Source organism: Vulgatibacter sp., from assembly GCF_041687135.1.
Lineage (GTDB): Bacteria > Myxococcota > Myxococcia > Myxococcales > Vulgatibacteraceae > JAWLCN01.
Map to the genome: position 1 here is coordinate 618086 of NZ_JAWLCN010000003.1, position 23465 is coordinate 641550.

At 69.9% G+C, this 23465-nt stretch carries 19 protein-coding genes and 1 pseudogene; 10 read left to right on the forward strand and 10 right to left on the reverse strand.

Annotated features, from left to right (window positions below; genetic code table 11):
- Nucleotides 1–17 precede the first annotated feature (17 nt).
- A complete protein-coding gene (locus ACESMR_RS10150; protein WP_373046942.1) occupies nt 18–836 on the reverse strand; it encodes an SDR family NAD(P)-dependent oxidoreductase in 819 nt (272 codons plus the stop codon).
- 185 nt (nt 837–1021) lie between these two features.
- Between ACESMR_RS10150 and ACESMR_RS10155 the strand changes: the two genes are divergently transcribed.
- Nucleotides 1022–1750 carry an AgmX/PglI C-terminal domain-containing protein gene (locus ACESMR_RS10155; RefSeq protein ID WP_373046943.1) on the forward strand — a complete coding sequence of 243 codons (729 nt, stop codon included), beginning with the start codon at nt 1022–1024 and terminating at the stop codon, nt 1748–1750.
- Between the two features lie 547 nt (nt 1751–2297).
- Here ACESMR_RS10155 and ACESMR_RS10160 read toward each other — a convergent pair.
- Nucleotides 2298–2588, reverse strand: a complete 291-nt coding sequence (locus ACESMR_RS10160; protein ID WP_373046944.1) for a hypothetical protein — start codon at nt 2586–2588, stop codon at nt 2298–2300.
- Between the two features lies 1 nt (nt 2589).
- Here ACESMR_RS10160 and ACESMR_RS10165 point away from each other — a divergent pair, with 1 nt between their 5' ends.
- Nucleotides 2590–2916 (forward strand): PPC domain-containing protein, encoded by a 327-nt coding sequence (locus ACESMR_RS10165; RefSeq protein WP_373046945.1) that lies wholly within the window; start codon nt 2590–2592, stop codon nt 2914–2916.
- A gap of 193 nt (nt 2917–3109) precedes the next feature.
- Here ACESMR_RS10165 and ACESMR_RS10170 read toward each other — a convergent pair whose 3' ends face one another.
- From ACESMR_RS10170 to map, 4 genes are all read right to left on the reverse strand, one after another.
- Complete coding sequence (locus tag ACESMR_RS10170) at nt 3110–4132, reverse strand: deoxyhypusine synthase family protein (protein WP_373046946.1); 1023 nt, start codon at nt 4130–4132, stop codon at nt 3110–3112.
- A 213-nt stretch (nt 4133–4345) separates the two neighbouring features.
- The gene (locus ACESMR_RS10175) at nt 4346–4651 is read right to left on the reverse strand and encodes a PRC-barrel domain-containing protein (protein ID WP_373046947.1); all 306 of its coding nucleotides are present in this window, start codon (nt 4649–4651) and stop codon (nt 4346–4348) included.
- A gap of 174 nt (nt 4652–4825) precedes the next feature.
- The gene (locus tag ACESMR_RS10180; RefSeq protein ID WP_373046948.1) at nt 4826–5527 is read right to left on the reverse strand and encodes a hypothetical protein; all 702 of its coding nucleotides are present in this window, start codon (nt 5525–5527) and stop codon (nt 4826–4828) included.
- A gap of 115 nt (nt 5528–5642) precedes the next feature.
- Complete coding sequence (gene map, locus ACESMR_RS10185; RefSeq protein WP_373046949.1) at nt 5643–6395, reverse strand: type I methionyl aminopeptidase; 753 nt, start codon at nt 6393–6395, stop codon at nt 5643–5645.
- 97 nt (nt 6396–6492) lie between these two features.
- Between map and ACESMR_RS10190 the strand changes: the two genes are divergently transcribed.
- Nucleotides 6493–6774, forward strand: a complete 282-nt coding sequence (locus ACESMR_RS10190; RefSeq protein ID WP_373046950.1) for a LysR family transcriptional regulator — start codon at nt 6493–6495, stop codon at nt 6772–6774.
- Between the two features lie 107 nt (nt 6775–6881).
- Nucleotides 6882–7442, forward strand: coding sequence for a class I SAM-dependent methyltransferase (locus ACESMR_RS10195; protein WP_373046951.1), 561 nt, complete (start codon nt 6882–6884; stop codon nt 7440–7442).
- Nucleotides 7443–7595: 153 nt separating this feature from the next.
- Here the strand turns inward: ACESMR_RS10195 and ACESMR_RS10200 are convergent, their stop codons facing one another.
- From ACESMR_RS10200 to ACESMR_RS10210, 3 genes are all read right to left on the reverse strand, one after another.
- Nucleotides 7596–8519 carry a LysR family transcriptional regulator gene (locus tag ACESMR_RS10200; protein WP_373046952.1) on the reverse strand — a complete coding sequence of 308 codons (924 nt, stop codon included), beginning with the start codon at nt 8517–8519 and terminating at the stop codon, nt 7596–7598.
- Nucleotides 8520–8600: 81 nt separating this feature from the next.
- Nucleotides 8601–10595, reverse strand: coding sequence for a PAS domain S-box protein (locus ACESMR_RS10205; protein WP_373046953.1), 1995 nt, complete (start codon nt 10593–10595; stop codon nt 8601–8603).
- Entirely contained in the window at nt 10592–13111 is a 2520-nt protein-coding gene (locus tag ACESMR_RS10210; RefSeq protein WP_373046954.1) for an ATP-binding protein, read from the reverse strand. Before ACESMR_RS10210 ends, ACESMR_RS10205 begins: the two co-directional genes overlap by 4 nt.
- 224 nt (nt 13112–13335) lie before the next feature.
- On the opposite strand from ACESMR_RS10210, the gene ACESMR_RS10215 reads away from it, so the two are divergent.
- From ACESMR_RS10215 to ACESMR_RS10240, 6 genes and pseudogenes are all read left to right on the forward strand, one after another.
- Nucleotides 13336–13941 (forward strand): SAM-dependent methyltransferase, encoded by a 606-nt coding sequence (locus ACESMR_RS10215; RefSeq protein ID WP_373046955.1) that lies wholly within the window; start codon nt 13336–13338, stop codon nt 13939–13941.
- Nucleotides 13942–14068: 127 nt separating this feature from the next.
- Nucleotides 14069–15514, forward strand: a complete 1446-nt coding sequence (locus ACESMR_RS10220) for an MFS transporter (RefSeq protein WP_373046956.1) — start codon at nt 14069–14071, stop codon at nt 15512–15514.
- Between the two features lie 100 nt (nt 15515–15614).
- Nucleotides 15615–16715 carry a porin gene (locus ACESMR_RS10225; RefSeq protein WP_373046957.1) on the forward strand — a complete coding sequence of 367 codons (1101 nt, stop codon included), beginning with the start codon at nt 15615–15617 and terminating at the stop codon, nt 16713–16715.
- 25 nt (nt 16716–16740) lie between these two features.
- On the forward strand, nt 16741–17895 hold the full coding sequence (locus ACESMR_RS10230) for an efflux RND transporter periplasmic adaptor subunit (RefSeq protein WP_373046958.1): 1155 nt from the start codon (nt 16741–16743) through the stop codon (nt 17893–17895).
- Nucleotides 17892–21023, forward strand: a pseudogene (locus ACESMR_RS10235) (efflux RND transporter permease subunit); the annotation flags it as partial. The gene ACESMR_RS10230 and the pseudogene ACESMR_RS10235, both read left to right, overlap by 4 nt.
- A 36-nt stretch (nt 21024–21059) precedes the next feature.
- Complete coding sequence (locus ACESMR_RS10240) at nt 21060–22508, forward strand: TolC family protein (RefSeq protein WP_373047115.1); 1449 nt, start codon at nt 21060–21062, stop codon at nt 22506–22508.
- A gap of 9 nt (nt 22509–22517) precedes the next feature.
- Here ACESMR_RS10240 and ACESMR_RS10245 read toward each other — a convergent pair whose 3' ends face one another.
- On the reverse strand, nt 22518–23354 hold the full coding sequence (locus tag ACESMR_RS10245) for a class I SAM-dependent methyltransferase (RefSeq protein ID WP_373046959.1): 837 nt from the start codon (nt 23352–23354) through the stop codon (nt 22518–22520).
- Nucleotides 23355–23465 lie beyond the last annotated feature (111 nt).

The window sequence follows — 23465 nt, forward strand, 5'->3', positions numbered from 1 at the left end:
CTTCGCCTTCTTCCACCTCAGTCGAGCAGGAAGCCGCAGGAGAGGTTGGCGATCGCGCCGGTCATCGCGCCGGCGCCATCCGAGGCGAGGAAGACGGCGGTCTCGGCAACCTGCCCCAGGGTCGGCAGGCGCCCGAGGAGCGTGGCGGCTGCTGCGCCTTCGAGAGATGTCTGGACGATGTCGCCCCCCTCGCCCGCCTGCACGCCGGCGCGCTCCGCGACCTGGCGGAAGACCGTGGCGCTGTGCGATCCGGCGCCGACCGCCTCGGGGATGGCGTGGGAGCGGATGCAGACCACGCGGATCCCGAAGGAGCCGAGCTCGCCGGCCAGGTGGCGGGTGAGGGCCTCGACGCCGGCGCAGGCGACGCTGTGGCCGAGGTAGCCGGGGCCGGGCATGCGCGAGACCGGCGTGGTGAGGGCGAGGATCACGCCCCGACGCTCCCGGCTCATGTGGCGGGCGACGGCGCGGGCGGTGATGAAGTTCGCCCAGGTATAGACGGTGATCGGGAAGGCGTAGTCCTCGAGCGAGAGCTCCGCCAGGGGGACGCCCTGCACGTGGGCGACGCCGATGGCGTTCATGGCGATGTCGATGCCGCCCGCTCGCGCCGCCACCTCGTCGGCGTGCTGCTCCACCGCGCGCACGTCGAGGGCATCGACGGTGTCCGCATCGGCCCTGCCGCCCTCCGCCCGGATCGCCGCGGCCACCCTGTCGAGCTTCTCCTTCGTGCGGCCGGCGAGGAAGACGTGCGCGCCCTCCCGGGCGAAGGCCCTGGCGACGGCCCCGCCGATCGCGCCGCCGCCGCCGTAGATCACTGCGGTCCGATTCTCGAGCTTCATGGTTGTCCTCCTCGTGTGGCAGTTCCCTGGCTTGGACGGTCCGGCGCCACCCGACTCATCGGTGTGGGGCCTCGGCCCTTGCGCTGCAGGGCGGCGCCCCTCGCCGGGCCTATCCGGCGAGGGTGTCGGCTCCCGCTCCCCTGTGCGCTTCGTGCCCACCGTTCGGATGAAGTGCGGAGGCGGCGATGCGGCGGCTGCTGGCGGTGGGGGCGTTGTTGGTGGCGGCGGGATGCAGCCGCTCGGGGCGGTGGACCCACGCGGAGCCGGACGGGCGTGGCAATGCGACGGCACCGCTCTGCGCCCTCGAGAACGTCGGCGAGCTCTCGGAACGGGCGCAGCTCGAAGCGCTCGAGGGCAGGCTGCAGCAATTCCACGGCTGCCTCGAGGCGTCGGAGGCAGCGCCTGTCGTCGTCGCCACCGTGAGCCGGGAGGGCTACGTCGACTGGGTGACGGGACCTGCGGGCGCGCGGCTCGAGGCGGTCGAGGCGAAGTGCGTGGCCGACGTGGTCCGCAGCCTGCGCTTTCCCAGGCCCAGCTGCGAGCGGCCGGCGCGGCTCGCCTTCCGCTTCCGCGCGGAGGGGCCCCCCGAGGTGCTCCGGGGCGATGGCACCTGCGACGGCCGGGGTGGCCTGTCGCCGGAGGAGCTGGCGGAGACGCTCGCCGGTTACGAGAGCGACGTGCGCTTCTGCTACGAACGACAGCTCGAACAGCGCCCGGACCTGCGGGGCCGGGTCGTCGCGCGCTTCGTCATCGACCGCGGCGGCAGGGTGGTTTGGGTGGGGCTGGCGGAGGAGCTCGAGGATCCGGAGGTGGGCCGCTGCATCGTGGGGGCGATGCGGACGTGGGAGTTCCCGCCGCCGTGCGGCGGGATCGTCTCGGCGGCGCATCCCTGGATCCTCGAGCCCGAGGATTGATTCCGCCTGCTGCTCGCATCCCCTCGCTGCAGCGCCGGGCACCGCCCAAGGCCGCGGGCTGCGCGGCAGATGCACGGGACCCGGAGCCGCCCTCCCCTTCCGTGGTATGGTCGCACGCGGTGAGGCCTTCTCTTGTTTCCGTCGTACGGCACCCTCGCAGCTGATCTGCCCCCGGAGCGCACGCGGTTCGTGGGCAGGGGCCACGAGCTCGAGCTGCTGCAGCGCCACTTCACCCACGGCGAACGAATCGTCACCCTCCTCGGACCGCCGGGGGTGGGAAAACACGGCTCGGCGTGCCCCACGGTGGCGAGGCCCCCGCAGAGCAGCTCGGCAACGCGCTCGCCGCACGAGACGAGCTTCTCATCGTGCTCGACAACTGCGAGCACCTCGATCCCGGCGCCCGCGCCCTGCTCGACCGCGCGCATCGATCAGCGCCTCGCCCTGCTCCGCGTGGCGCCCGGGCACGCCGCCCGCAAGGTGCTGCTCACTGCCGACGAGGCAGACCCGCCGCGCTTCGGCCGCCTCGAGAGCATCCGCGCCTACGCGGTCACCGCCCTCGGCCGCCTGGCGCCGCGGCGTCGTCCGCCTGGGCGAGGCAGGCGGCGAGCTCGCGCGCACCGAGGTGGTGCAGCAGCTCGCCATCGAGCGCGCCCGCGCGGTGCAGCACGAGCTGGGTCGGATCCAGGGAGAGGCGCTGGCCACCGGCAACCTCGCCGTGGTGGCGCTCGAGCGGGGACAGCTGCGCAGCGCGCGGCACCTCATCGAGCTGCTCCAGCGCCTGCCAGCTCGAGCTCTTCACCGAGACGGAGCCCAACGACACCACGGCGACGGCCAACACCTTGAGCCCCTACCGCTACGCGACCGGCAGCGCGCCGGCAGGTGATCTCGACGTCTTCTCCTTCGAGGTGACGGCGGCGACGAGCTACACGCTCGCCACCGCGGTCGACGTCAACCGCAACCCCTGCCACACACTCCTGCATGGGCGGAACACCTACCTGCGCGTCTACGACGCCAACGGCGGGCTCGTCGACGAAAACGACAACGCCTCGCCGAACAACGGCTGCGCTGCGCTCACCTTCGTGGCAGCCAGCTCCGGGACCCACTACGTGGAGGTGAGCGGCGCTGCAGGGAGTGCCGTGAACATCTGGTACCTCTGGATCGACTGATCCTGGCCTGCGCCAGGGTGACGCCGCCCCCTTCGAGCAGGGGGCGGCGTCGTTTTGCGTCGTCTCAGAGCGTGTGAAGAAATCGGTCCGGCAAGCGCCGGCCCGCTTTCTTCGCTCGCGCTTCGCGCGAGAAACGCTCCTTTTTGCGATCACTTCGCCTTCGGCTTCGCTGGAGCGTTTGTTTCACAAACTCTCAGCCGAGGTGGCGGGTGATCAGCGCCCGGGCACCAGCCGGATCGGCCTTGCACTCGAGCAGGGCGCCGAGGACGAGGGGCGCCACGATCGTCGCGTCCGACTCGATCACGAACATCGGCGTCTGCTCGGTGAGCTTGTCCCAGGTGATCTTCTCGTTGGGCGTGGCGCCGGAGTAGGAGCCGTAGGAGGTGGTCGAGTCGCTGATCTGGCAGAAGTAGGCCCAGGGCTTCACCGGCTGCCCGAGGTCGTATTTGATCGACGGGACCACGCAGATCGGGAAGTCGCCGGCGATGCCGCCGCCGATCTGGAAGAAGCCGACGCCTGCGCCTTCCGAGAGCGCCTGGTAGCGGTCGTAGAAGTCGGCCATGTACTCGACGCCGGACTTCGCGATGCTCGCGCTGCACTCGCCCGACTTCACGTAGGAGGCGAAGATGTTGCCGAAGGTCGAGTCCTCGTAGCCGGGGACCACCAGCGGCAGGCGGGCCTTCGCAGCGGCGAGCAGCCAGCAGCTCTCGGGATCCCCCTCGTACGCGGCGGGATCGATCGCCTGGATCACGTCGTAGAAGTACTCGTGCCAGAACCTGCGCTCACCGCTCTCGCTGGCCCGCTTCCACATCGGGACGATGATCTTCTCCACCGCGCGGAAGGCCTCGTCCTCCGGGATGCTGGTGTCGGTGACCCGGCGCATCCGGTCTGCGAGGATCTTCGTGTCGTCCTGCTTGGTGAAGTAGCGGTAGTCGGGGAAGTCCTTGTAGCCGTGGTGGGCGACGAGGCGGAAGAGCGACTCCTCGAGGTTCGCGCCGGTGACCGAGAGGCCGTGGACCAGGCCGGCGCGGATCGCGGGCGCGAGGGTGATGCCGAGCTGCGCCGACGACATGGCGCCGGCCACGGCCCAGTACATCCGGCCGCCCCCCTCGACGTGTTTCCAGTAGGCGAGGATCGCGTCGCGGGTCGAGCGGGCGTTGAAGTTCTTGTAGTTGCCGAGAACGAAATCGAGGATTGGGAGATCGGTGGGGGTCACGGGCAGCCTCCTGCAACGACTGGGTGGTCGATGCCCGGATGGCGCCGTGTCGATCGGATGCCACCCGGGGACGCCCTACGGTCACGACGTCGGTGTCGCGCCGCCATCGGAGCGTCGAGTGGCAGGCCGGCGTGTAGCACGGCGGGGCCTGGGCGCGCCACCGCAGCGGCGGCGGCGCGCGGGTCCGGCCCTCGTCTGGTGCGGAGCCCGCCGCTACGGGGCCGGCGCTGGCTCGCTCGCGCTGGGCAGAACCTGGCGCAGCTCGTCGATCGTCACCGAGAGGAGAATCGCATCGCCGACGGAGCGAATGAGCCGCGTGGGGATCTCGATCGTTCCGGGGCCACGGAACATGCTCCGCTCCGCGCCGAGGCGCTCGGCCGCATCCTTGCGCAGCTTCACCTCGCACGACTGCACCTGCCAGGTGTCGCTGTCGAAGTAGAAAACGGAGAGCTCTCCGATCGCCATCCCGTCGGCTGCGATCACGCTCCGTCCGTGCAGATCGTCGTCTGAAAGCCTCATCTCGAACCTCCTCGCTACAACGTAGTGCCGCCGGGAGGTACGCACAGCGCCGGTACCGCGACGGGCAGCAGGTCGCCCGCTTCGCGACCATGCCCACGCCCGCTGCCTTACAACGTGCGCGCGGTCGCTGCGGAACTCGTGGCATCGGCAGGCCGCGACGACCGTCGCCGCAGCTCAATCGTCCGTGGGCTCGACGTAGAGCATCACGCCGGCGAGCAGGCAGGCGAGCTGGCGGCGCTCGCCGTCGTCGAGCGATTTCGAGAGCCAGATGCGCCCGGGCCGCAGCACCTCGACGGCGGCTGCAGGCCCCTCGGCGCCGTCGACACGGAAGCCCGCCGGCTCGCCGGGGGACCACGCCGCGGTGGTCTCGTGGACGCTGGTGAGATCGAAGGTGCGCCCGGCGAGCGCCACCCGGCCGGCGTGATCACCGCGCCGGTCCTCGAGCTCGAGCCGCGCAGCCCCGTCGCCCACGCCGCAGGTGCAGACGAGGCGCGCGTCCTGGGAGCTCAAGCTGCCGGCCTTGCCGAGAGAGAGGCCCTTGCGCTCGGTGAGCGAGGTGCACTGCGCGGGAAGCTTCTCCGCGCGGTCCACGAACTGGAACGTGTAGGCCGTCCGGGTATCGTCCTTCGAGAAGCCGGCGACGCTGAAGCCGCTCCCCCGGTTCCAGTCCCGATCCACCTCGGCCACCTGGTAGGGCCCGAGTACGAAGGACTCGTCGACGAACGAGCCGGTCATAGAGCTGCGCTCGGTCGCCTCGAAGACCTCACTCTGCCGCGCCACGTCGCCGGGCGGCACCATGCGCAGCGTGGCGCAGCCCGAGCCACCGAGAAGCACCGCCACCACCGCCACCTGGAGGCTCGAAACGTACCTGGCCATCGTCTCTCCCCGGCGCTCGTCGTCGCCCTCGTCGGGACCTGCGAGCGCCTCGTCCCATTGGACACGCGGGGCGAAATTTCGGGCAAGCCGCATCTCCGGCAAAGGGCGTTCGGGATCAGAGCTGCGTCATGATCTCGCACCCCTCCCGCGTCACCACCACCGTGTGCTCCCACTGCGCCGACAGGCTGCCGTCCGCGGTGACCACCGTCCAGCCGTCGTCGAGGAAGCGTACCGCCGGGCCGCCGAGGTTCACCATCGGCTCCACGGTGATCGCCATGCCGGCTTTGAGGCGCGGGCCCGTGCCGCGACGGCCCGTGTGCGGGACGTGGGGTTCGGCGTGCATCTGCCGCCCGATGCCGTGCCCGCCCAATTCGGTGACGATGCTCACGCCTTCGGAGCGGGCGAGCTCCTCGATGGCAGCGCCGATGTCGCCGAGGCGGGCACCCTCGCGGATGACGGCGATCCCCGCGTCGCGGCAGCGGCGGGCGACATCGACCAGGCGCCTGGCCGTCTCGCTCGCCTCGCCGATGACGAAGGTGGCGCTGTTGTCCCCGTGGTAGCCGTCCAGGTTGGTGGTCACGTCGACGTTGACGATGTCCCCCGGCTCGAGGAACTCCCACTCGCTCGGGATCCCGTGGCAGACGACGTGGTTGCGGCTGGTGCAGACCGCCGCGGGAAAGCCCTGGAACCCGAGCTGGCTCGGGCGACCGCCGCGCCGGGCGGTGTCCTCCCGGACGAGGCGATCGATCGCGGCGGTGGACATGCCGGGGCGCAGTTGCGCGCCGACGAAGGCGAGGGTCTCGGCTGCTGCACGTCCGGCGCGCCGCATGCGCTCGATCTGGGAGGAGCTGAGGATCTCGATGGCCATCGCTCCTTCATGCGGCGAAGGGGCGTGGGGCGTCCAATACCCTTTCGATCTGCCTTGGGCCATTGCCCCCGGCGGCGCTCGGGGCGAGACTCCGGCCGTGAGCCTCTCCCAGATCCGCTATTTCGTTGCAGTCGCCGAGGAAGGCAACGTGGGCCGCGCCGCGCAGCGGCTTCATCTCGCCCAGCCGCCGCTGAGCCGGCAGATCCGCGCGCTCGAAGACGAGATCGGGACGCCGCTCTTCGAGCGCACGCCGCGCGGGATGACGCTCCTGCCGCCCGGGCGCGCCTTCCTCGAGCACGCGCGCTCGATCCTCGCCGCCGTCGATCGGGCGGTCGATGCGGCCCGGGCCGAGACCGCCACGGCGCCGGAGAAGAGATGACGACGCACCACGGTCACCATCACCCCCAACGCCATGGACATGCCCACGGCCATCACCACGACCAGGGGGCCCGCGCGGCGCTTCGTTACCTGCGGCTCCTCCCATGGATGTGGCACTCCGAGCTGAACGAGGCGGTGGTGCACGACCTCGCGCTCCAGCCCGGCGAGCGCGTCGTCGATCTGGGAGCTGGCGCCGGGGCAGCGACGGCGGTGGCGGCAAGGCGGGGCGCGCAGGTCCTCGCCGTCGACCCCATGCCCTTCATGCGCACGGTGCTCGGGCTGCGGCGGCGCCTGCATCGGCAGGGCGACGCCATCGAGGTCCGGGACGGCGCTGCCGAGGCGATCCCCGCCGCGGACGGAAGCGTGGACGCGCTCTGGACGGTGAACACCCTCCACCACTGGACCGACCGCGACGCCGCCGCGCGGGAGCTGGCGCGGGTGCTCGTGAAGGGCGGGCGGGTGCTCCTGCTCGACGAGGCGTTCGACGACGCCGCGCATCCCGAGCACGCGCATTTCCAGGAGCGGCGGCGGCGCAGCGGCCTCCACTTCGACGAGGTGGATCCGGCGTCGCTCGCCGAGGCGTTGCGGGCGGCGGGCTTCGCCCAGGCCGAGGGGAGCCGCACCCGTTTCGCCGGGCGGCCGGTGAAGCTGATCCGCGCGACGCGGTAGAGGCCCCTTCGTTCGTCATGGGGGGCCGGCCCGGAGTCGCGATTGCGGCAAGCGGTGCCACCGCGCGGCCGCCGCGTTCCGTACGCGGGCTCGTCCCCCCCGAGAGACCAGCGATGCCGCCGAACCACTGTGGAGGCGGGAGATCGGCGGCGCCTACATCAGCGGGTGACCGAGCTCCTGTCCACATACATCCTTGATACACCGCCGTAGCCAACGATGCGCCGGGTCGGCGTCGAGGCGCGGATGCCAGAGCAGGGAAACGACCATCTCGGATGTGCGAAAAGGCAGAGGAAAGCTGTGCATCCCGGCACGCAGCTGCGCCGTATGCCGCTCCGGAACCGTGGCGATCATGTCCGTGGAGCGTACCAGAGCGAGCGCCGTCGCGAAGCCGCCCACGATGGCGACGATCTGGCGTTCGAGTCCGAGAAGCTCCAGCGCGCCGTCGACCGGCGCCGAGGCGACGCCCGGCTGCGCGGCGTGCCGCGCGACCTCTACGTGCTGGCCGCTCGCATAACGCTCTGCCGTGATCGCCCCCTGCGCGAGTGGATGCTCCGCTCGCGTCACGCCGACGAAGCGATCGCGGAACAACGCCTGCGCACGGACCTCGGGGCCCGTCGCCTTCGCGATGACACCGGTTTCCAGATCGACCGTCCCGCCGCGCAAGGGAGCGCTGTCCCTGTCCAGCTTCGGCACGAACCGCAGCATCACGCGGGGAGCCTCCGCGCTCACCCGACGCAGGAGCGCCGGGCCGAACGTCTCGACGAACCCTTCGCCGGTGCGCAGGGTGAAGGTCCTGGAGAGCTCCGCGAGGTCGATTTGCGCAGCGGGTCGGAGGATGGACTCGGCTTCCTGCACGATCCGGCCAACCTGCTCGCGGAGCTCGGCGGCGCGCGGCGTCGGTACCAGGTCGCGTCCTGCCCTGACCAGAAGCGGGTCGCCGGTGGTCTCCCGCAATCGTGCCAGGGTTCTGCTCATCGCCGATGCGCTGAGATTCATCCGGCGCGCTGCCGCGGCGACGCTCCCCTCCTCGAGGAGCACTTCGAGGGCGAGCAGAAGGTTCAGATCGGGGGGAGACACCGGGCAAGGTTAGCCATGCGGCCCCTTGACGTCAAAGGCGCGATCCGACTCCGTCTGCCGGTCTGCCGCCCAGCCTGCGGATCAATGGACCGGCTGCGTCTCCTCGGGAAGGCGCAGCAACTCGTCCACCACACCGTGAACCTGTGCGAGCTGCAGCAGCGCCTGGTCCATGAGCGGGAGGACCTTCGCAGCCGACTCCTCCGGTGCCAGCCGCTCGATCCGCGCCAACACCCCCTCCATCGCGTCGATCGGCGGCACCATCGCCTGCGACGCGCTCGCGAGAAATTCGTCCCGGAAACGGATCGCGTCGCGGACCTGGGCGTAGGCCGCCTCCGCCGCCCGGCGTGCTTCGCCTTCTTCGACGAGAAGCCGGTCGCGTTCCTGCTCCGCCCTTCGCCGGCTCGTAATGTCGCGGAAGCTGCTCACCCGTCCGACGACCTCGCCGGCCAGGAGGTGCGGGCGGCTGTAGCGCTCGAAGATGCGCCCATCGTCGAGCTCGATCTCCTCGTCCGACTCGGCGTCGATGTGGCGCTCGAGCCAGCGCACGCGCTCCATGAAGTCGGACCGATGCTTCACCCGGCCTACGATCGAGGCGATGGCCGACTCGTCGTCACGGTCCTCGAGCAGCTCGCTGCCTATCCCCCAGAGCTCCAGGAAGCGCCGATTCCAGGCGACGATCCGACGCTCCCGATCGACCACGAGGATGCCGTCCGCGGTTGCGTCGAGGGTCGTACGCAGGATCGACACCGCCTCCTCCAGGCGCCTCCGCGTGTCGTTGCGGGCGGTGACATCGATCGCCGTGATGAGCACACCGCCCACGCTTCCGTCGGCCCCCCGGACAGGCGCGCTGGAGAAGCTCGCTTCGAGCCAGCTGCCGTCCTTGCGGAGCAGGTGCGCATCGCCGGCGCTGGCGCGCTCGCCCCGCAGCAGCTTCGCGAAGCGTGCAGCAGAGGCGCCGCTCTCGCGGTCCGGGCGGAGCGAGGCGTAGGGTCTTCCCAGAAGATCCTCTTCGGCGTACCCGGTGAGACTGGTGGATGCTTCGTTCACCCGAACGATCCGGCCCTGTCGGTCGAGCACGAAGAGCATCACGCCGGTGGCCTCGATGACGCGCTCGCTGAGCGTCCGCTCCGCCTCGAGCGCGGCGGACCGGTCGGCAACCCGCCCCTCGAGCTCGGCGCGCTCGCGCTCGATCGCCTTTCGGGCTTCTTCACGCTCATGAAGGGTCGCCGCGAGCAGCAGAAAGGCACCGGAGAGGACGACGATCGCCAGGTGGAGGCGACGCATCGCCGCATCCCCTGCATCCGGCTCGAGGCGCAGAGCGGTGGTGGCCAGCGCTGCCACCGCCATGGCCGCCACGGCAACCACCGTACCTCTGGTGCCGAACCGAATCGCCGCCCAGAGGAGCACCGGGACCAGCACGTGCACCGGCGCATGGCCGAGCCACGACGGGCCCGAAGGGCCGAAGGCCCAGACGCAGGCAGCGACGAGCGTCGTCGCACACGCCGCCATCTCCCAGGGCCTCCTCGGAGCACCGCGCAGCTGGGGGGCTGCCAACACGAGCGGGGCCACCACCATCGCAGCGCCGCTCGCGGCGATCCAGAAGCTCGTCAGGCTCGCGGGGAGCAACGAAAGGCCCAGACCGCCGATGCTGCTCTCCGCGGCGAGCACCGCGGTCAGCAGCGTCGGGTAGAGCACGCCGCCCACCAAGGTCAAAGCGATCACCCCGCGCACGTGGAAAAGCAACCGCGAAGCGGGCCCACGCGAGCGCAACAGAGCGCCGCACACGACAGAGGCTACGGCGATCGCCGCCCCGAACAAGAGGGCTGCGGGGAGCCCCCGTCCGCTGGCGCCCTGCGGCTGGTTCGACGCGACGATCGCACTACCCGCCAGCGCACCGATCAAGACGCCCATCGCCACACGTGGACCGCGTGCGACGGCGATGCCGAGCGCGATGCCCAGGCCAGCGGGAAGCACCGGAAGAGCGGCTGGAGAGAAGACGAAGAGCTGCGCGAGCAACGAGGCGGCGACGCAGAGCCCCGCGACCCATGCGTTCTCGACGAGCAGCACGTGCTTCATGTGAGTTCCTCGGACGGAAGGATGCCGGCACCCGGTGCGACGGGCAGCTCGATCACGAAGGTGGCGCCCGCGCCGGGCCTGCTCTCGACAGCGATCGTCCCCCCGCTCGATTCGGCGATGCGCCGCGCAAGCCATAGGCCCAGGCCGAAGCCGCCGTAGTGCCTGCTGTCCACCCCCCGCTCGAAACGTTCGAAGATCCGCTCGGCATCGGCCCGGTCGACGCCGATCCCGTGGTCGGTGACGGCGATCCGCGCGCGGCCGCTTTCCGACGCCAGCGCTACGTCGACCGGCTGCCCCGCACCGAACTTGATCGCATTGGAAATCACGGTCCCCAGCAGCTGGGCGATCCGCGCCGGGTCGACATGTGCGGCGAGCGGTGGACCGTCCGCGACCTCCAGTTCCACCCCTACCCGTGCTGCCGCTTCCGCCTGCCGTGCTACCGCCGCGACGACCAGCGCGCGCAGGTCGACCTGGACTGGCTCGAGCCGGATCGGCTCGTTGGTGAGGCGGGAGATCCCGCGCAGCTCGTCCACGAGCTGGCGAATCCGGCCGAGCTGGCGGTGTGTGAGGGCGAGCGGTCCACGCAGCCGCCGTTCGTCGAGGACGCCGGCCTTCTCGATGAGACGACGCATCTGTTGGAGCTGCGCTTTCGTAGACGTGAGCGGCGTCTTGAGCTCGTGGGAGGCGATCGAGAGGAACTCGTCACGTACGTGGATCGCCTGCTGCGCTGCAGTGAATGCCTGTTCCGCTGCGAGCCGCGCCCGCCGCTCCTCGACCAGGAGGCGATCCCGCTGGGCCTCTGCGACATGTCGTGCGGTCGCATCGCGAAAGCTCCAGACCCTGCCGGCGATCCTCCCACCGATGCGCTGCGGCTTGGAGTATCGCTCGAAGATCCTGCCGTCGCGCAGCTCGATCACGTCGGCACTCTCCTCCTCGGGGTGACGATGCAGCGCCTCCAGCTGCTCGTGGAAACCCTGCCAATCGACGAGCTGCGGACGGACATGACGAAGGGCTCCGGCGTTCTCCCCGGCGGCGAGGACGTCTCGCGGAACGTTCCACAGCTCGGCGAAGCGCTGGTTCCACGCGAGGATGCGTCCCTCGCGGCTCACGACCAGGATTCCGTCCGCCGTCGCCTCCAGGGTTGAACGAAGCAGGGCGAGCGAATCGCGTAACGCGTGTGCTGCTGCGACGCGCTCGGTGAAGTCGACGCCGGTGAAGAGGAGGCGGTCGACGGGACCATCCGCCCCGCGATAGGGCGTTCCGGTCCAGTGAATCTGCCGCCGCCTGCCGTCCCGATCGATCATCTCGATGTCGCTGCTCTCGAACGGGAGCCCCGCGCGCACCCGGCGCAGCGCTCGTGCGAAGATCGGCACCGAATCTTCGGGCAGATAGTCGGCCGGCGACAGCCCGGTCATGTCACCGAAGATCGCTTCGGTCGCGGCATTGGCGCTGAGCAGGCGGCCTTCCCTGTCGAAGAGCGCTGCCAGCGCGCCGCTCGTCTCCACCACCAGTTCGGTGAAGTCGTGCGCGACCCGCAGGGCGGCAGTCCGCTCCTCCACCTGTTCCGCGAGCGATTGCCGGGCGTGTTCCAGGGAGCGAGCGGCGTGGTGTCTCTCCTCCACCGCGGCGCCGATGGCCAGCATGGAGACGACCAACATGTCGAGGTACAGCTGCAGGCCGGCGATGGTGCGCTGCGCGACGTCGAGAGGCGCGGCGATTCCACCCGTGGCGGCGAGTGCCACCGTCGCTACGGCGACCGCGCCCAGCGCCGCCCCGCGGACGTGGAAGCGCACCGCCGCCCATAGGAGCGGGAGGAATGTCAGGTAGAACGGCCGCTCGGTGAGCGGCAGCGATCCCGACTCACGAAAGACGAACGCCGCCGTTCCGACCACCGCCGCTGCGCAGAGCAGAGCCTCCAGTCTGCCTCGCTCCACACGGTCCCGCGGACGCTCCACGAGAAGGAGAACCGGAGCGGCGAACACCATCGCGCCGGTGGCGTTGGGCACGAAGAAGACCCGGATCGAATCGGCCAACGACGCTGCAACTGCGTCGAAGCCGGCGACAGCAAAGGACGCGACCGTACCCGCGGTCGTGATCGCCGGGTACAGCAATCCCGCGACGACGAGATAGCGGACGACGCCGGGGACTCGATGCAGATCGCAACCCACGAGAAGCGCCGCACACAGCACGGTGCCCGCCGTTCGCATCACCGCCATCGCGACGCCCAGGATCCAGGGTTGGGCGTCGGGCTCGTGCGGCGTCCCGGCGATCCAGAGGAAGGCAACGACGAGCATGCCGACGAAGACGCCGGGCCAGCGGGAGACCCCGCGCCAGACGAGCACCGCGAGCGCTACGCCGCCTGCGGGCCAGAAAGCGGTGAGTAGGCCTTGCCTCGGTCCGTGCAGGCTGGCGATCGCGAGGAGAACGTAGGTGACCGCGAGGGCACCCGATTCGACGGTGAGCCGGAGCCACGCGTGTCGAAGCGCCGCGCCTCCCGATTCCTTCGGGAAGGTCATGTCTCCCCCTTCTTGCATTCCTTCCCTGGTCGGAGCGCGCCCAGCGCCGACACAGCTCGATCACGGCAATTGGCTCGAACCATAAGCATCCACGCTCGGACGGGGCCGGGGATGGCGCCAGACGCACGGAGTCAGTGCGGCTGGCGCGCCTTCCGCTCTCTCGCGCGGCGGGTGAACCTCGCGGAAGCAAGCCCACTTCACGGGTCATGAGCCAGGAGAACGGAATGGAACGCGAAGACTGGAACCAGCGGTATGCGGCAGAAGGACTCATCTGGACTGCCAGGGCGAATCGCTTCCTGGTCGCGGAGACCGAGGGTCTATCGCCTGGTCGCGCGCTGGATCTCGCCGCGGGTGAGGCGCGCAATGCGGTCTGGCTGGCAGAGCGGGGCTGGTCCGTGCGCGCGGTCGATTTCTCCGACGTCGCAATCACGAAGGCCAGGCAACTCGCCGCGCGCCGGAACGTCGCCGACCGGGTCGAGTTCCAGATCGCCGACCTGCGGGAGTACGAGCCGGAGGTCGAAGCCTACGACCTCGTTGCGCTCGTCTACCTGCAGATCCCGTGGGCCGATCTCGCCCCGATCCTCGTGCGAGCGGCACGTGCGGTCGCACCGGGCGGCACCTTCCTGCTCGTCGGTCACGACTCGACCAATCTCGCCGGCGGTTACGGCGGGCCTCGCAGCGCGGACGTGCTCTACACCGCAGAGCAGGTCGTCGGCGCACTGGCGGGTGCACTGGCGATCGTGAAGGCAGGGACCGTCGAGCGGCCGGTAGAGACCGAAGAGGGGACCCGGGTGGCGATCGACTGCATCGTGCGCGCCCGGCGAGCGTGACGTGGGCCCATACACATGGCGCCACGCGCACGATCGAAGTGCGTTTCGTGCGTCTTCCGCCATGTCTGGCTCGCCCCTACGCTCCTTGCATGTATCGACGGCCCGCCATCGGGCGAAGGAGTCTCCTTTGATTCGCTTCTCACAGGACCATGCAACCGAACGGGTGCAGTCGACGCGCGCGGCCTCATGGGCGCTCGCCGGCCTCTCGCTGTCCATGCTCCTCTCTTCGCTCGGCACCAGCATCGCCAACGTGGCGCTGCCGACGTTGGCCTCGGACTTCCAGGCCACCTTCCCTGCCGTCCAGTGGGTCGTCCTGGCGTACCTGCTCGCGATCACGTCCTCGATCGTGAGCGTCGGGCGACTCGGTGATCTCGTCGGCAGGCGCCGGCTGCTCGGGGCGGGGATCGTCGTCTTCACGGCAGCCTCGGTCGTGAGCGGGATCGCGCCGGCCCTCTGGCTGGTGATCGCCGCGCGTGCGGCGCAGGGCCTGGGAGCCGCCGTGATGATGGCGCTCACGATGGCGTTCGTGGCTGAGGTCGTGCCGAAGGCGAAGACCGGCAGCGCGATGGGCCTGCTCGGAACCACATCGGCGATCGGAACCGGCCTCGGGCCGTCGCTGGGTGGTGCTCTCATCGACTCGTTCGGCTGGCGCGCCGTCTTCCTCGTCAACGTCCCTCTCGGCCTTCTCGCGGTTCTCCTCGCGTACCGGTTCCTGCCTGCCGATCGCCCTGCGCCGGCAAAGCGTGTCGCGTTCGACCACGCCGGCACGGTGCTGCTCGCGATGACGCTTGCCGCATACGCGATCGCCGTCACCCTCGGCCGAGGGCACTTCGGCGTGAAGAACGTCGCGCTGCTCCTCGCTGCGGGAATCGGAGCCGCCCTCTTTCTCGTCGCGGAGACGAAGGCGGCGTCGCCTCTGGTCCGCCTTGCGATGTTCCGCGATGCGGCATTGAGCGCGAGCCTCGCGGCCAACGTGCTCGTCTCCACGGTGCTGATGTCGACGCTGGTCGTCGGGCCGTTCTACCTCGCACGAGCGCTGGGCCTCGACGTGGGGTCGGTCGGGATGGTGATGTCGGTCGGGCCGATCGTCGCCGCCCTCACCGGCTTTCCGGCGGGGCGCATCGTCGACCGCTTCGGCACCCGGCGCATGACGATCGCAGGACTCGGCGGTATCGCGCTCGGTGCGACGATCCTGGGGGTCCTGCCCGCCCCTCTCGGCGTTGCGGGGTATGTCGCTCCCGTGGCGCTCGTCACGGCGAGCTACGCGCTCTTCCAGGCGGCCAACAACACCGCGGTCATGCGCGACGTCGTCTCGAGCCAGCGAGGCGTCGTCTCGGGAACGCTCAACCTCTCCCGCAACCTCGGACTCATCACGGGTGCCTCCGCCATGGGCGCCGTTTTCGCCCTCGCCACGGGCGCTGACGACGTAACGACCGCATCTCCCCCGGCCATCGCAGCGGCCATGCGGATTACCTTCGCGGTCGCGGCAGCGCTCGTCCTGCTTGCGCTCGCTTGCGTGGCGGCAAGCCACGCATTCCCGGCAAGGTCGCGCCTTCCGGACGCCGCGGCCTGACGCGCGTCCCTACGCCGCCCCCCGCTCTCTTCGCCAAAACACAGCTCACGAGACGCGACTCACGCGTCTCGCGGGTCCCCTATTGCCATCTGGTGACGACATGAACACGAAGACAAAGGCCATATTGATTGCATCTCTCTTCGCACTCGCCGGCCCCGGAGCCGCAGCGGCGGAGACGCCTGCCGAGGAGGTGCCAGCGGCTGCCCAGGCGCCGAGCTCGGGTTACGACAACGGTTTCGTACTGCGCAGCGCCGACGGAGTGAACCGTCTCCGGATTTCCGGTCTGTTCCAGCCCCAATTCGCTGCTCAGGATCCTGCTGAGGACGAGAATGCCTTCTTCCTCAATCGCGCTCGAATCGGCCTCCTTGGAAACGTATTCAGCAAGGACCTGAACTACCTGTTCGTTGCCGAGTTCAGCGGCGCCAGCCCGAAGCTCATGTTCTTGAGCCTCGACTACACGTTCGTGCCGGACTGGCTCGCGGTGAGCGTGGGCCAGATGAAGCGGCCTTTCTCGAGGCCTTTCATCACGCAAGCCAGCAGCATGTCGATGATCGATCGACCGCTGACCGTCGGCCCGGACGTCTTCGGAGACAGCTCCGACATCGGCGTGATGCTGCACAACGGCACGTCCAACCCGTTCGAATACTCGGTGGGTGTCTTCAGCGGCGCCGGCCCCAACGTGGTGCCGGAAAAAGCCCATCCGTTGGTCGGCATGCGCGTCGGCTACAACACCGGCGGATTGAGCCAGTACCGTGAAAGCGATCTCGAGGGCGGAGCGCCGCGCTTCGGCATCGGTGCGGCGGCCCTCCTCGACTTCGATGCGGACGGCGACAACCAGTCGTTCACGAGCGGTCTCGTCGACGCGATGTTCAAATCCTACGGGACCTCGCTGACCTCGGCCATCTACGTCGGCACGCGCCAGGACGGCTCGGATTGGTCCGACCAGCGCTTCAGCGGCATCGGGCACTACACGCAGTTGGGCCACGTCATCGCCGGCCGGTTCGAGCCGGTCGTTCGCTACTCGTTCCTGCTGCCCGAAGGTCCGGCGCCTGACCGGCACGAGGTCGCGGGCGGATTGAACGTCTTTTTCCACGGGCATGCGCTGAAGCTGCAGAACGTCGTGACGGTCGGCCTCCAGCCAGGCGGCGGGAGCGACACGCAGGACGTGCGCTTCCAGTCCCAGCTCACCCTCGCGCTCTGACGCACTCACGACACGGAGAAGAACCATGAAGAGGCGAATCGTGATCGCGGTGCTGCTCGCAGCGGCCGTTGCTGGAAGCGCCTGGCTCGTAGGGCGTGCAGAAGCGAAGGTCGGAGCGGAGGCGACCAGTGGCGCCGCCGCGGTACCCGAAATCCCGGTGGAGGAAGTGGCGGTCCGCACGCTCGCAGAACGAGTGCAGTTGACGGGGACGCTCGCGGCGGTGGAGAGCGTGGACCTCCGCTCGCAGGTGAGCGGCTACGTGGAGTCGATCTCCGTGCCGGAGGGCGGCGTGGTGAAGCGGGGGCAGCTCCTCTTCTCGCTGGACGCTCGTCCCTTCCAGGCATCGCTCCACCGCGCTCGCGCAGAGCTGGCGCAGGCGCGGGAGCGGCTCGCCCTTGCAGAGCGCCAGGCGGAACGGGCCGAGTCCCTCGCAGCCGATCGGGTCATCTCACAGAGCAGATTCGACGACATCGCGGCAACCCGCGGAGACGCACGGGCGCAGGTCGATGCGGCACGGGCCGCGCTCGCTGCAGCGGAGCTCGAGCTCGGCTACACCCGCATCGCGTCGCCCATCGACGGTCGCGTCGGGGAGGCACTCGTGCGTCCGGGCAACCTGGTCAGTGGCGGTACCGACGGCGCCACGCTGCTTACGACCATCGTCTCGATCGATCCGATCCACGTGCAGTTCGACGTCGACGAGCCGACATACCTCCGGCTCGCTGCCGCCCGGCACGAAGAGGTAGAGGTCGAGGTGGAGATCGCTGGCGCGCAGACGATCACTCGATACGCACGGCTCGATTTCCTCGGCAACCGGATCGACCCGTCCTCTGGCACCGCACGGGCCCGCGCGGTCCTCGCCAACTCCGACGGCGCCTTGAGCCCCGGCCTGTTCGCCCGCGTACGGGTGCCGACCTCCGCACCGGCGCCCACCCCGCTGGTGAGCGATCGTGCCGTCGCGTCGGATCAGGGCGGCCGCTACGTCCTCGTCGTCGACGAGCAGAACGTCGTGCGACACCGAGCGGTGCAGCTCGGCGCCATGGAGGACGGCAAGCGTGTCGTACGCGACGGGCTCACCCCCGGCGAGAAGGTCGTGGTCGGCGGAAGGGTCCGGCCTGGGATGACGGTCCGGCCCCGGCTGCCGGCGGACAGCGATGCGCCGCTCGCAGGAGGCACGCCGTGAAGTTCACCCACTTCTTCGTCGATCGGCCCATCTTCGCCGTCGTGCTCTCGGTGATCCTCGTGATCGTCGGCGGCCTGGCCCTCGTGGATCTGCCCTTGAGCGAGTACCCGTCGGTGAGCCCGCCCACGGTGGTGGTCCGCGCCGGCTATCCGGGCGCCAACCCGAAGGTGATCGCAGAGACCGTGGCTGGCCCCATCGAGCAGGAGATCAACGGCGTGGAGGGCATGGAATACATGTCTTCGCAGGCGACGGCGGATGGCTGGCTGACGCTCACCGTCACCTTCGCGCAGGGGATCGATCCGGATCTGGCCCAGGTGCAGGTGCAGAACCGCGTGGCACGCGCCCTGCCGCGTCTACCGCCCGAGACGCAGCGGCTCGGCGTCACCTCCGAGAAGACCTCGCCCGCCATGCTCATGGTCGTGCACCTCGTCTCGCCCGGCGAGACACGCGATCCGCTCTTCCTCTCGAACTACGCGCGGCTGCAGGTCCGCGACGAGATCGCGCGTACGCCTGGCGTGGGTAGCGTCCGCATCACCGGTGCGGGCGAGTACTCGCTGCGTGTCTGGCTGGATCCGCAGAAGCTCGCCGCGCGCAGGCTGACCGCGAGCGACGTCGTCCGCGCGATCCGTGAGCAGAACGTGCAGGTGGCCGCGGGAACCCTGGGCCAGCCGCCCGGCGGCCCCACTTCCGCCTTCCAGATCCCGGTGACGACCCAGGGTCGACTCTCGGACGAGGAGCAGTTCCGCGAGATCGTGATCAAGACCGGCGCCGATGGCCAGGTCACCCGGCTGCAGGACGTGGCGCGGGTCGAGCTCGGCGCCAACACGTACGCGTTCCGCGGCCTGATCGATGGCAAGCCCGCCGTAGCCCTCCAGATCGCCCAGACGCCCGGCGCAAACGCACTCGACGTGGCTGCGGCGGTTCGCGCCCGGATGGCCGAGCTCGAGGCCGACTTTCCCGAGGGCGTCGATTACCGGATCGCATACGATCCGACCATCTTCGTGCAGGCCTCGATCGACGAGGTGTTCACCACGCTCCTCGAGGCGGTGCTGCTCGTGGTCCTGGTGGTGATCCTCTTCCTCCAGTCGTGGCGCGCCTCGATCATTCCGCTCGTCGCCGTTCCGATCTCGCTCGTCGGTACCGCCGCGGTGATGCACGTCCTCGGCTTCTCCCTCAACACACTCTCGCTCTTCGGCCTCGTGCTCTCCATCGGCATCGTGGTCGACGACGCCATCGTGGTGGTCGAGAACGTGGAGCGGCACCTCGCGGCGGGCCTCGGTCCGAAGGCAGCCGCACGCCGCGCGATGACCGAGGTCACGGGGCCCATCATCGCGATCACCTCGGTGCTCGCTGCCGTGTTCATCCCCACCGCCTTCCTCGGGGGCCTCACCGGTCAATTCTACCGACAGTTCGCCCTGACGATCGCGATCTCCACGATCCTCTCCGCGTTCATCTCGCTCACCTTGAGCCCGGCGCTGGCCGGCGTGCTGCTTCGGCGGCACGGCATCCAACAGGACAGGCTCGGTCGCATCATCGAGCGGCTCTTCGGTCGTTGGGTCTTCCAACCGTTCAACCGCTTTTTCGATGCGGGCTCCGCGAGCTACGTCCGCGTGGTCAAGCGCACGCTGCGGGTCTCGACCATCACCCTCGTCGTCTACGGCGGCCTTCTCGCGCTCACCTGGCTCGGCTACGCGAACGTGCCGAAGGGCTTCGTCCCGATGCAGGACAAGTATTACCTCGTCGGCATCGTGCAGCTTCCGCCCGCGGCTTCCCTCGACCGCACCGAGGACGTGCTGAGGCGCGTCTCGGAGATCGCGCTGGCGGAGCCCGGCGTCGAGAGCGTCGTCGCGTTTCCCGGCATCTCCATCAACGGCTTCGTCAGCTCGTCGAACGAGGGCGTGGTCTTCGCGATGCTCGATCCCTTCGAGCAGCGCACCACCGACGACCTCTCGTCCAGGGCCATCGCTGGCAGGCTCTGGGGCAAGTTCTCCGCGATCCAGGAGGGCTTCATCGGGATCTTCCCGCCACCGCCGGTGCCGGGGCTCGGCTCCCTCGGCGGGTTCAAGATGCAGATCGAGGATCGCGCCGGACACGGTGACGAGGCGCTCTTCGCTGCCACGCAGGAACTGCTCCAGAAGGCCTCCGGCGATCCCGCACTGGCGAAGCTCCTGTCCAGTTTCCAGGTGAACGTGCCGCAGGTGCGCCTCGAAATCGATCGGGTGAAGGCGAAGACGCAGGGCGTGGCGCTCGCCGATCTCTTCGAGACGCTGCAGGTCCACCTCGGCTCGCTCTACGTGAACGACTTCAACCGCTTCGGCAGGACCTGGCAGGTGAACGTCCAGGCGGATGCCGAGCACCGTGCGGAGGCGAGTGACATCACAGCGCTGAAGGTCCGCAACGGACGCGGCGAGATGGTGCCCCTGGGCTCGCTCGTCCGGGTTGCCGACACGTCCGGCCCCGATCGCGTGATGCGCTACAACGGCTACCCGTCCGCCGACATCAGCGGCGCTCCGGCCCCCGGCGTGAGCAGCGGTGACGCCGTCGCCGCGATGGAGCGGCTGGCCGCGTCCGTCCTCCCGACGGGCATGACCTACGAGTGGACCGACCTCACCCACCAGGAGAAGCGGGCGGGCAACGCGGGCCTCTGGATCTTTCCGCTGGCGATCCTGCTCGCGTACCTGATCCTCGCCGCGCAGTACAACAGCTGGACGTTGCCCATCGCCGTGGTCCTGATCGTTCCGCTCTCGGTGCTGAGCGCGCTGGCAGGCGTGCTTCTCACCGGCGGCGACAACAACATCTTCACCCAGATCGGACTGGTGGTTCTCGTCGGGCTCGCTGCCAAGAACGCCATCCTCATCGTCGAGTTCGCCCGATCGAAGGAGGACGAGGGGCTCGAGCCGATTGCAGCCGCGCTCGAGGCGTGCCGGCTGCGACTGCGGCCGATCCTGATGACGTCGCTCGCCTTCATCATGGGCGTGGTGCCCCTCGCCCTCGGCACGGGTGCCGGGGCGGAGATGCGGCAGGCGATGGGCATCGCGGTCCTCGCCGGCATGCTGGGCGTGACGCTCTTCGGTCTGCTTCTCACCCCGGTCTTCTACGTGGTGATCCGAAAATTCGAGGTTCGCCGCCTCGCTCGCACGCTGGCCATCGGCGCCGTGGCGGCGATGCTGGCGGTCCCCTTCGGCGCTTCCGCGGAGGAGGGCGAGCGGCTCGAGCTCTCCCTCGCACAGGCGCTGGATTTCGCGCTCCACAACAACCTCGAGCTCGCGGGTGAGCGGCTCCTGCCCGAGCTCGCGGAGACAGCCGTGGGCGGTGCCGAGGCGGTGTTCGATCCCACGCTCTCCTCGCGGATCGGCTATACGCGGGACCGACAGCCCCCCCAGCTCGTTGCTCGCCCTGACGATATCGAGGCGCTCTCCTACGAAGCGGTGGTGCGGCAGCAGCTGCCCTGGGGCACGAGCTACGAGGTCGGCTACGGCTACGACCGGATCGATCTCGCGGCAGACCAGGCCCCGAGCCCCACCCACGGAGCGCGGCTCCACCTCGGCGTGCGCCAGCCGCTACTCCAGGGCGCGTGGGGGATCGAAGGGCGCACCGCCGTCACCCGGGCCGAGCGAACGGTGGGCATCGCCGACGCGGAGCTGCGGCGCAAGCGCGACGCGGTCCTCGCCAGCACCGTCGAGGCCTACTGGCGCCTCGCCCGTGCCCTCGAGGCGGCCAGGGTGGCCTCCGAGTCGCTGCGGGTGGCGGAGGAGCTTCGCGGCGAGGCGCAGATCCAGGTCACGGCTGGGACCCTCGAGCCCGTGGAGGTGACGCAGGCGAGCGCCGGCGTCGCGCTTCGCGAGGAAGCGGTGATTCGGGCGCAGGCCGAGATCGGCGACGCGCAGGATGCTCTGCTGCGCCTCGTCCTGGGCGACGAGGCGACGAAGCTCGACCGCCAGGTGGTACCGACCGAGCGCATGGAGCCCGAAGTACGGGCCGTGGAGCTGCAGCCGCTGCTGCAGAAGGCCCAGGCCAACCGTCCCGAGCTGGAGGCCCTCCGCCTCGCCCTCCACAACGAGGAGGACCGCCTCAAGCTCGCACGGAACCAGCTCCTCCCGGCGCTCGACGCGGTGGGCTCCGTCGGCGTGGGCGGCCTCGCCGGGCGGTGGGCGGACGGACACCGCGAGCTCGGCTCGCAGTTCGACTCGCAGTACCGCTGGTCCGCGGGGCTGCAGCTCACGATGCCCCTCGGCAACCGTCTGGCCAGGTCGGGTCGGGACGCGGCGGAACTCTCCGTTCGCCGTACCAGGCTCGCCCTCCGTGATGCGGAGCTGGGGGTCGCCAGCGAGGTGCGCAGTGCCGTCCGAGCGGTGAACACCAGCGCCAAGCGGGTCCTCGCCACGCGTGAGGCGGTTCGTCTCGCCGGCGAGCAGCTTCGGGCCGAGAAGCGCCTGCTCGAGGTGGGGCACTCGACCTCCTTCCGGCTCCTGCGCCTGGAGACCGATCTCGCCGCCGCGCGCAACGCACGGATCGCGGCGGTGACCGACCACCTCACCCAGCGTTTCCAGCTCGAACGCGTCGTCGGCAGGCTCGAGGCGCGCTCCGCGAGGGGCACCGACGTGGATCTCTGATCACGCCCATCACCGGCGCGTGCCGCTCACCAGGTGAACGCGAGCATCGAGGCGAACGGCGCCGTCGCTCTCGTACCGGGAGAACGAATTCGTCAATTCACGGCGCGCCTCGTCGAGCGCGCCGTCTCCCGCTGCGGCCAGCAGCTCGCCGAAGGACGAGAAGGCCGTGAGCGCGAAGTCGGCTGCGGCAGCTGATCGAATCCCGCCACCAATCGGGAGGAGGCCACGCCAGTCGGCCCATTCGGCGCCGGCGAAGCCGGCCCCCTCGAGCAACGCGAGCAACCGGTCGACGTCCGCGTAGCGAAACGGACCCGGCGCATCCGGGTCCGGCTTCGGTACCTCGACCGCCCGCGCGACCACCTCGCGTACCGTCGTCATCCAGGGATTGTCCGAGGGCGGCCCCCACACCGCGAATGCGAAACGACCGCCCGGCTGGAGCCAGCGGGTGAGGTTCGCGAATGCGGCAGGCGGATCGTGGAAGAACATGACGCCGAAACGCGAGACGAGCCGTTGGTACGGCTTCTTCGGCACAGCGGTCGCGAGGTCCGCGACCTCGAAACCGACGTGCTGCACGCCGGCGGGCACCCGCTCGCGCGCCCGGCCGATCAGCGCCGGCGAAATGTCGTAGCCGTGCACGATGCTTCCCGCCGGTGCCCGCCGCAGAATCTCGAGGGTCGTCCCGCCGCCGCCACAGGCGACGTCCGCGATCGAGCAAGGCACCTCGAGCCGCAGCGCTGCGAGCAGCGGCGCGTCCACCGGCGCGAGCGTCGCTTCCATGCCCGCGAGCTGCGCGGACCACTTCTCGCCGCGCGTCGTTGCCCAGTCCAGGGAGTTGGGGTCGCTCATGAGCACTTCCGTTCGCTCCGCCCGTAGGTTCGCCCGGCGAGCGTCCACAGCAGGTTCGACCTTCCCGCTGCCGTAGTCGAAGAGATTCTTCCGCGAGAGGGTCCTCGCCAT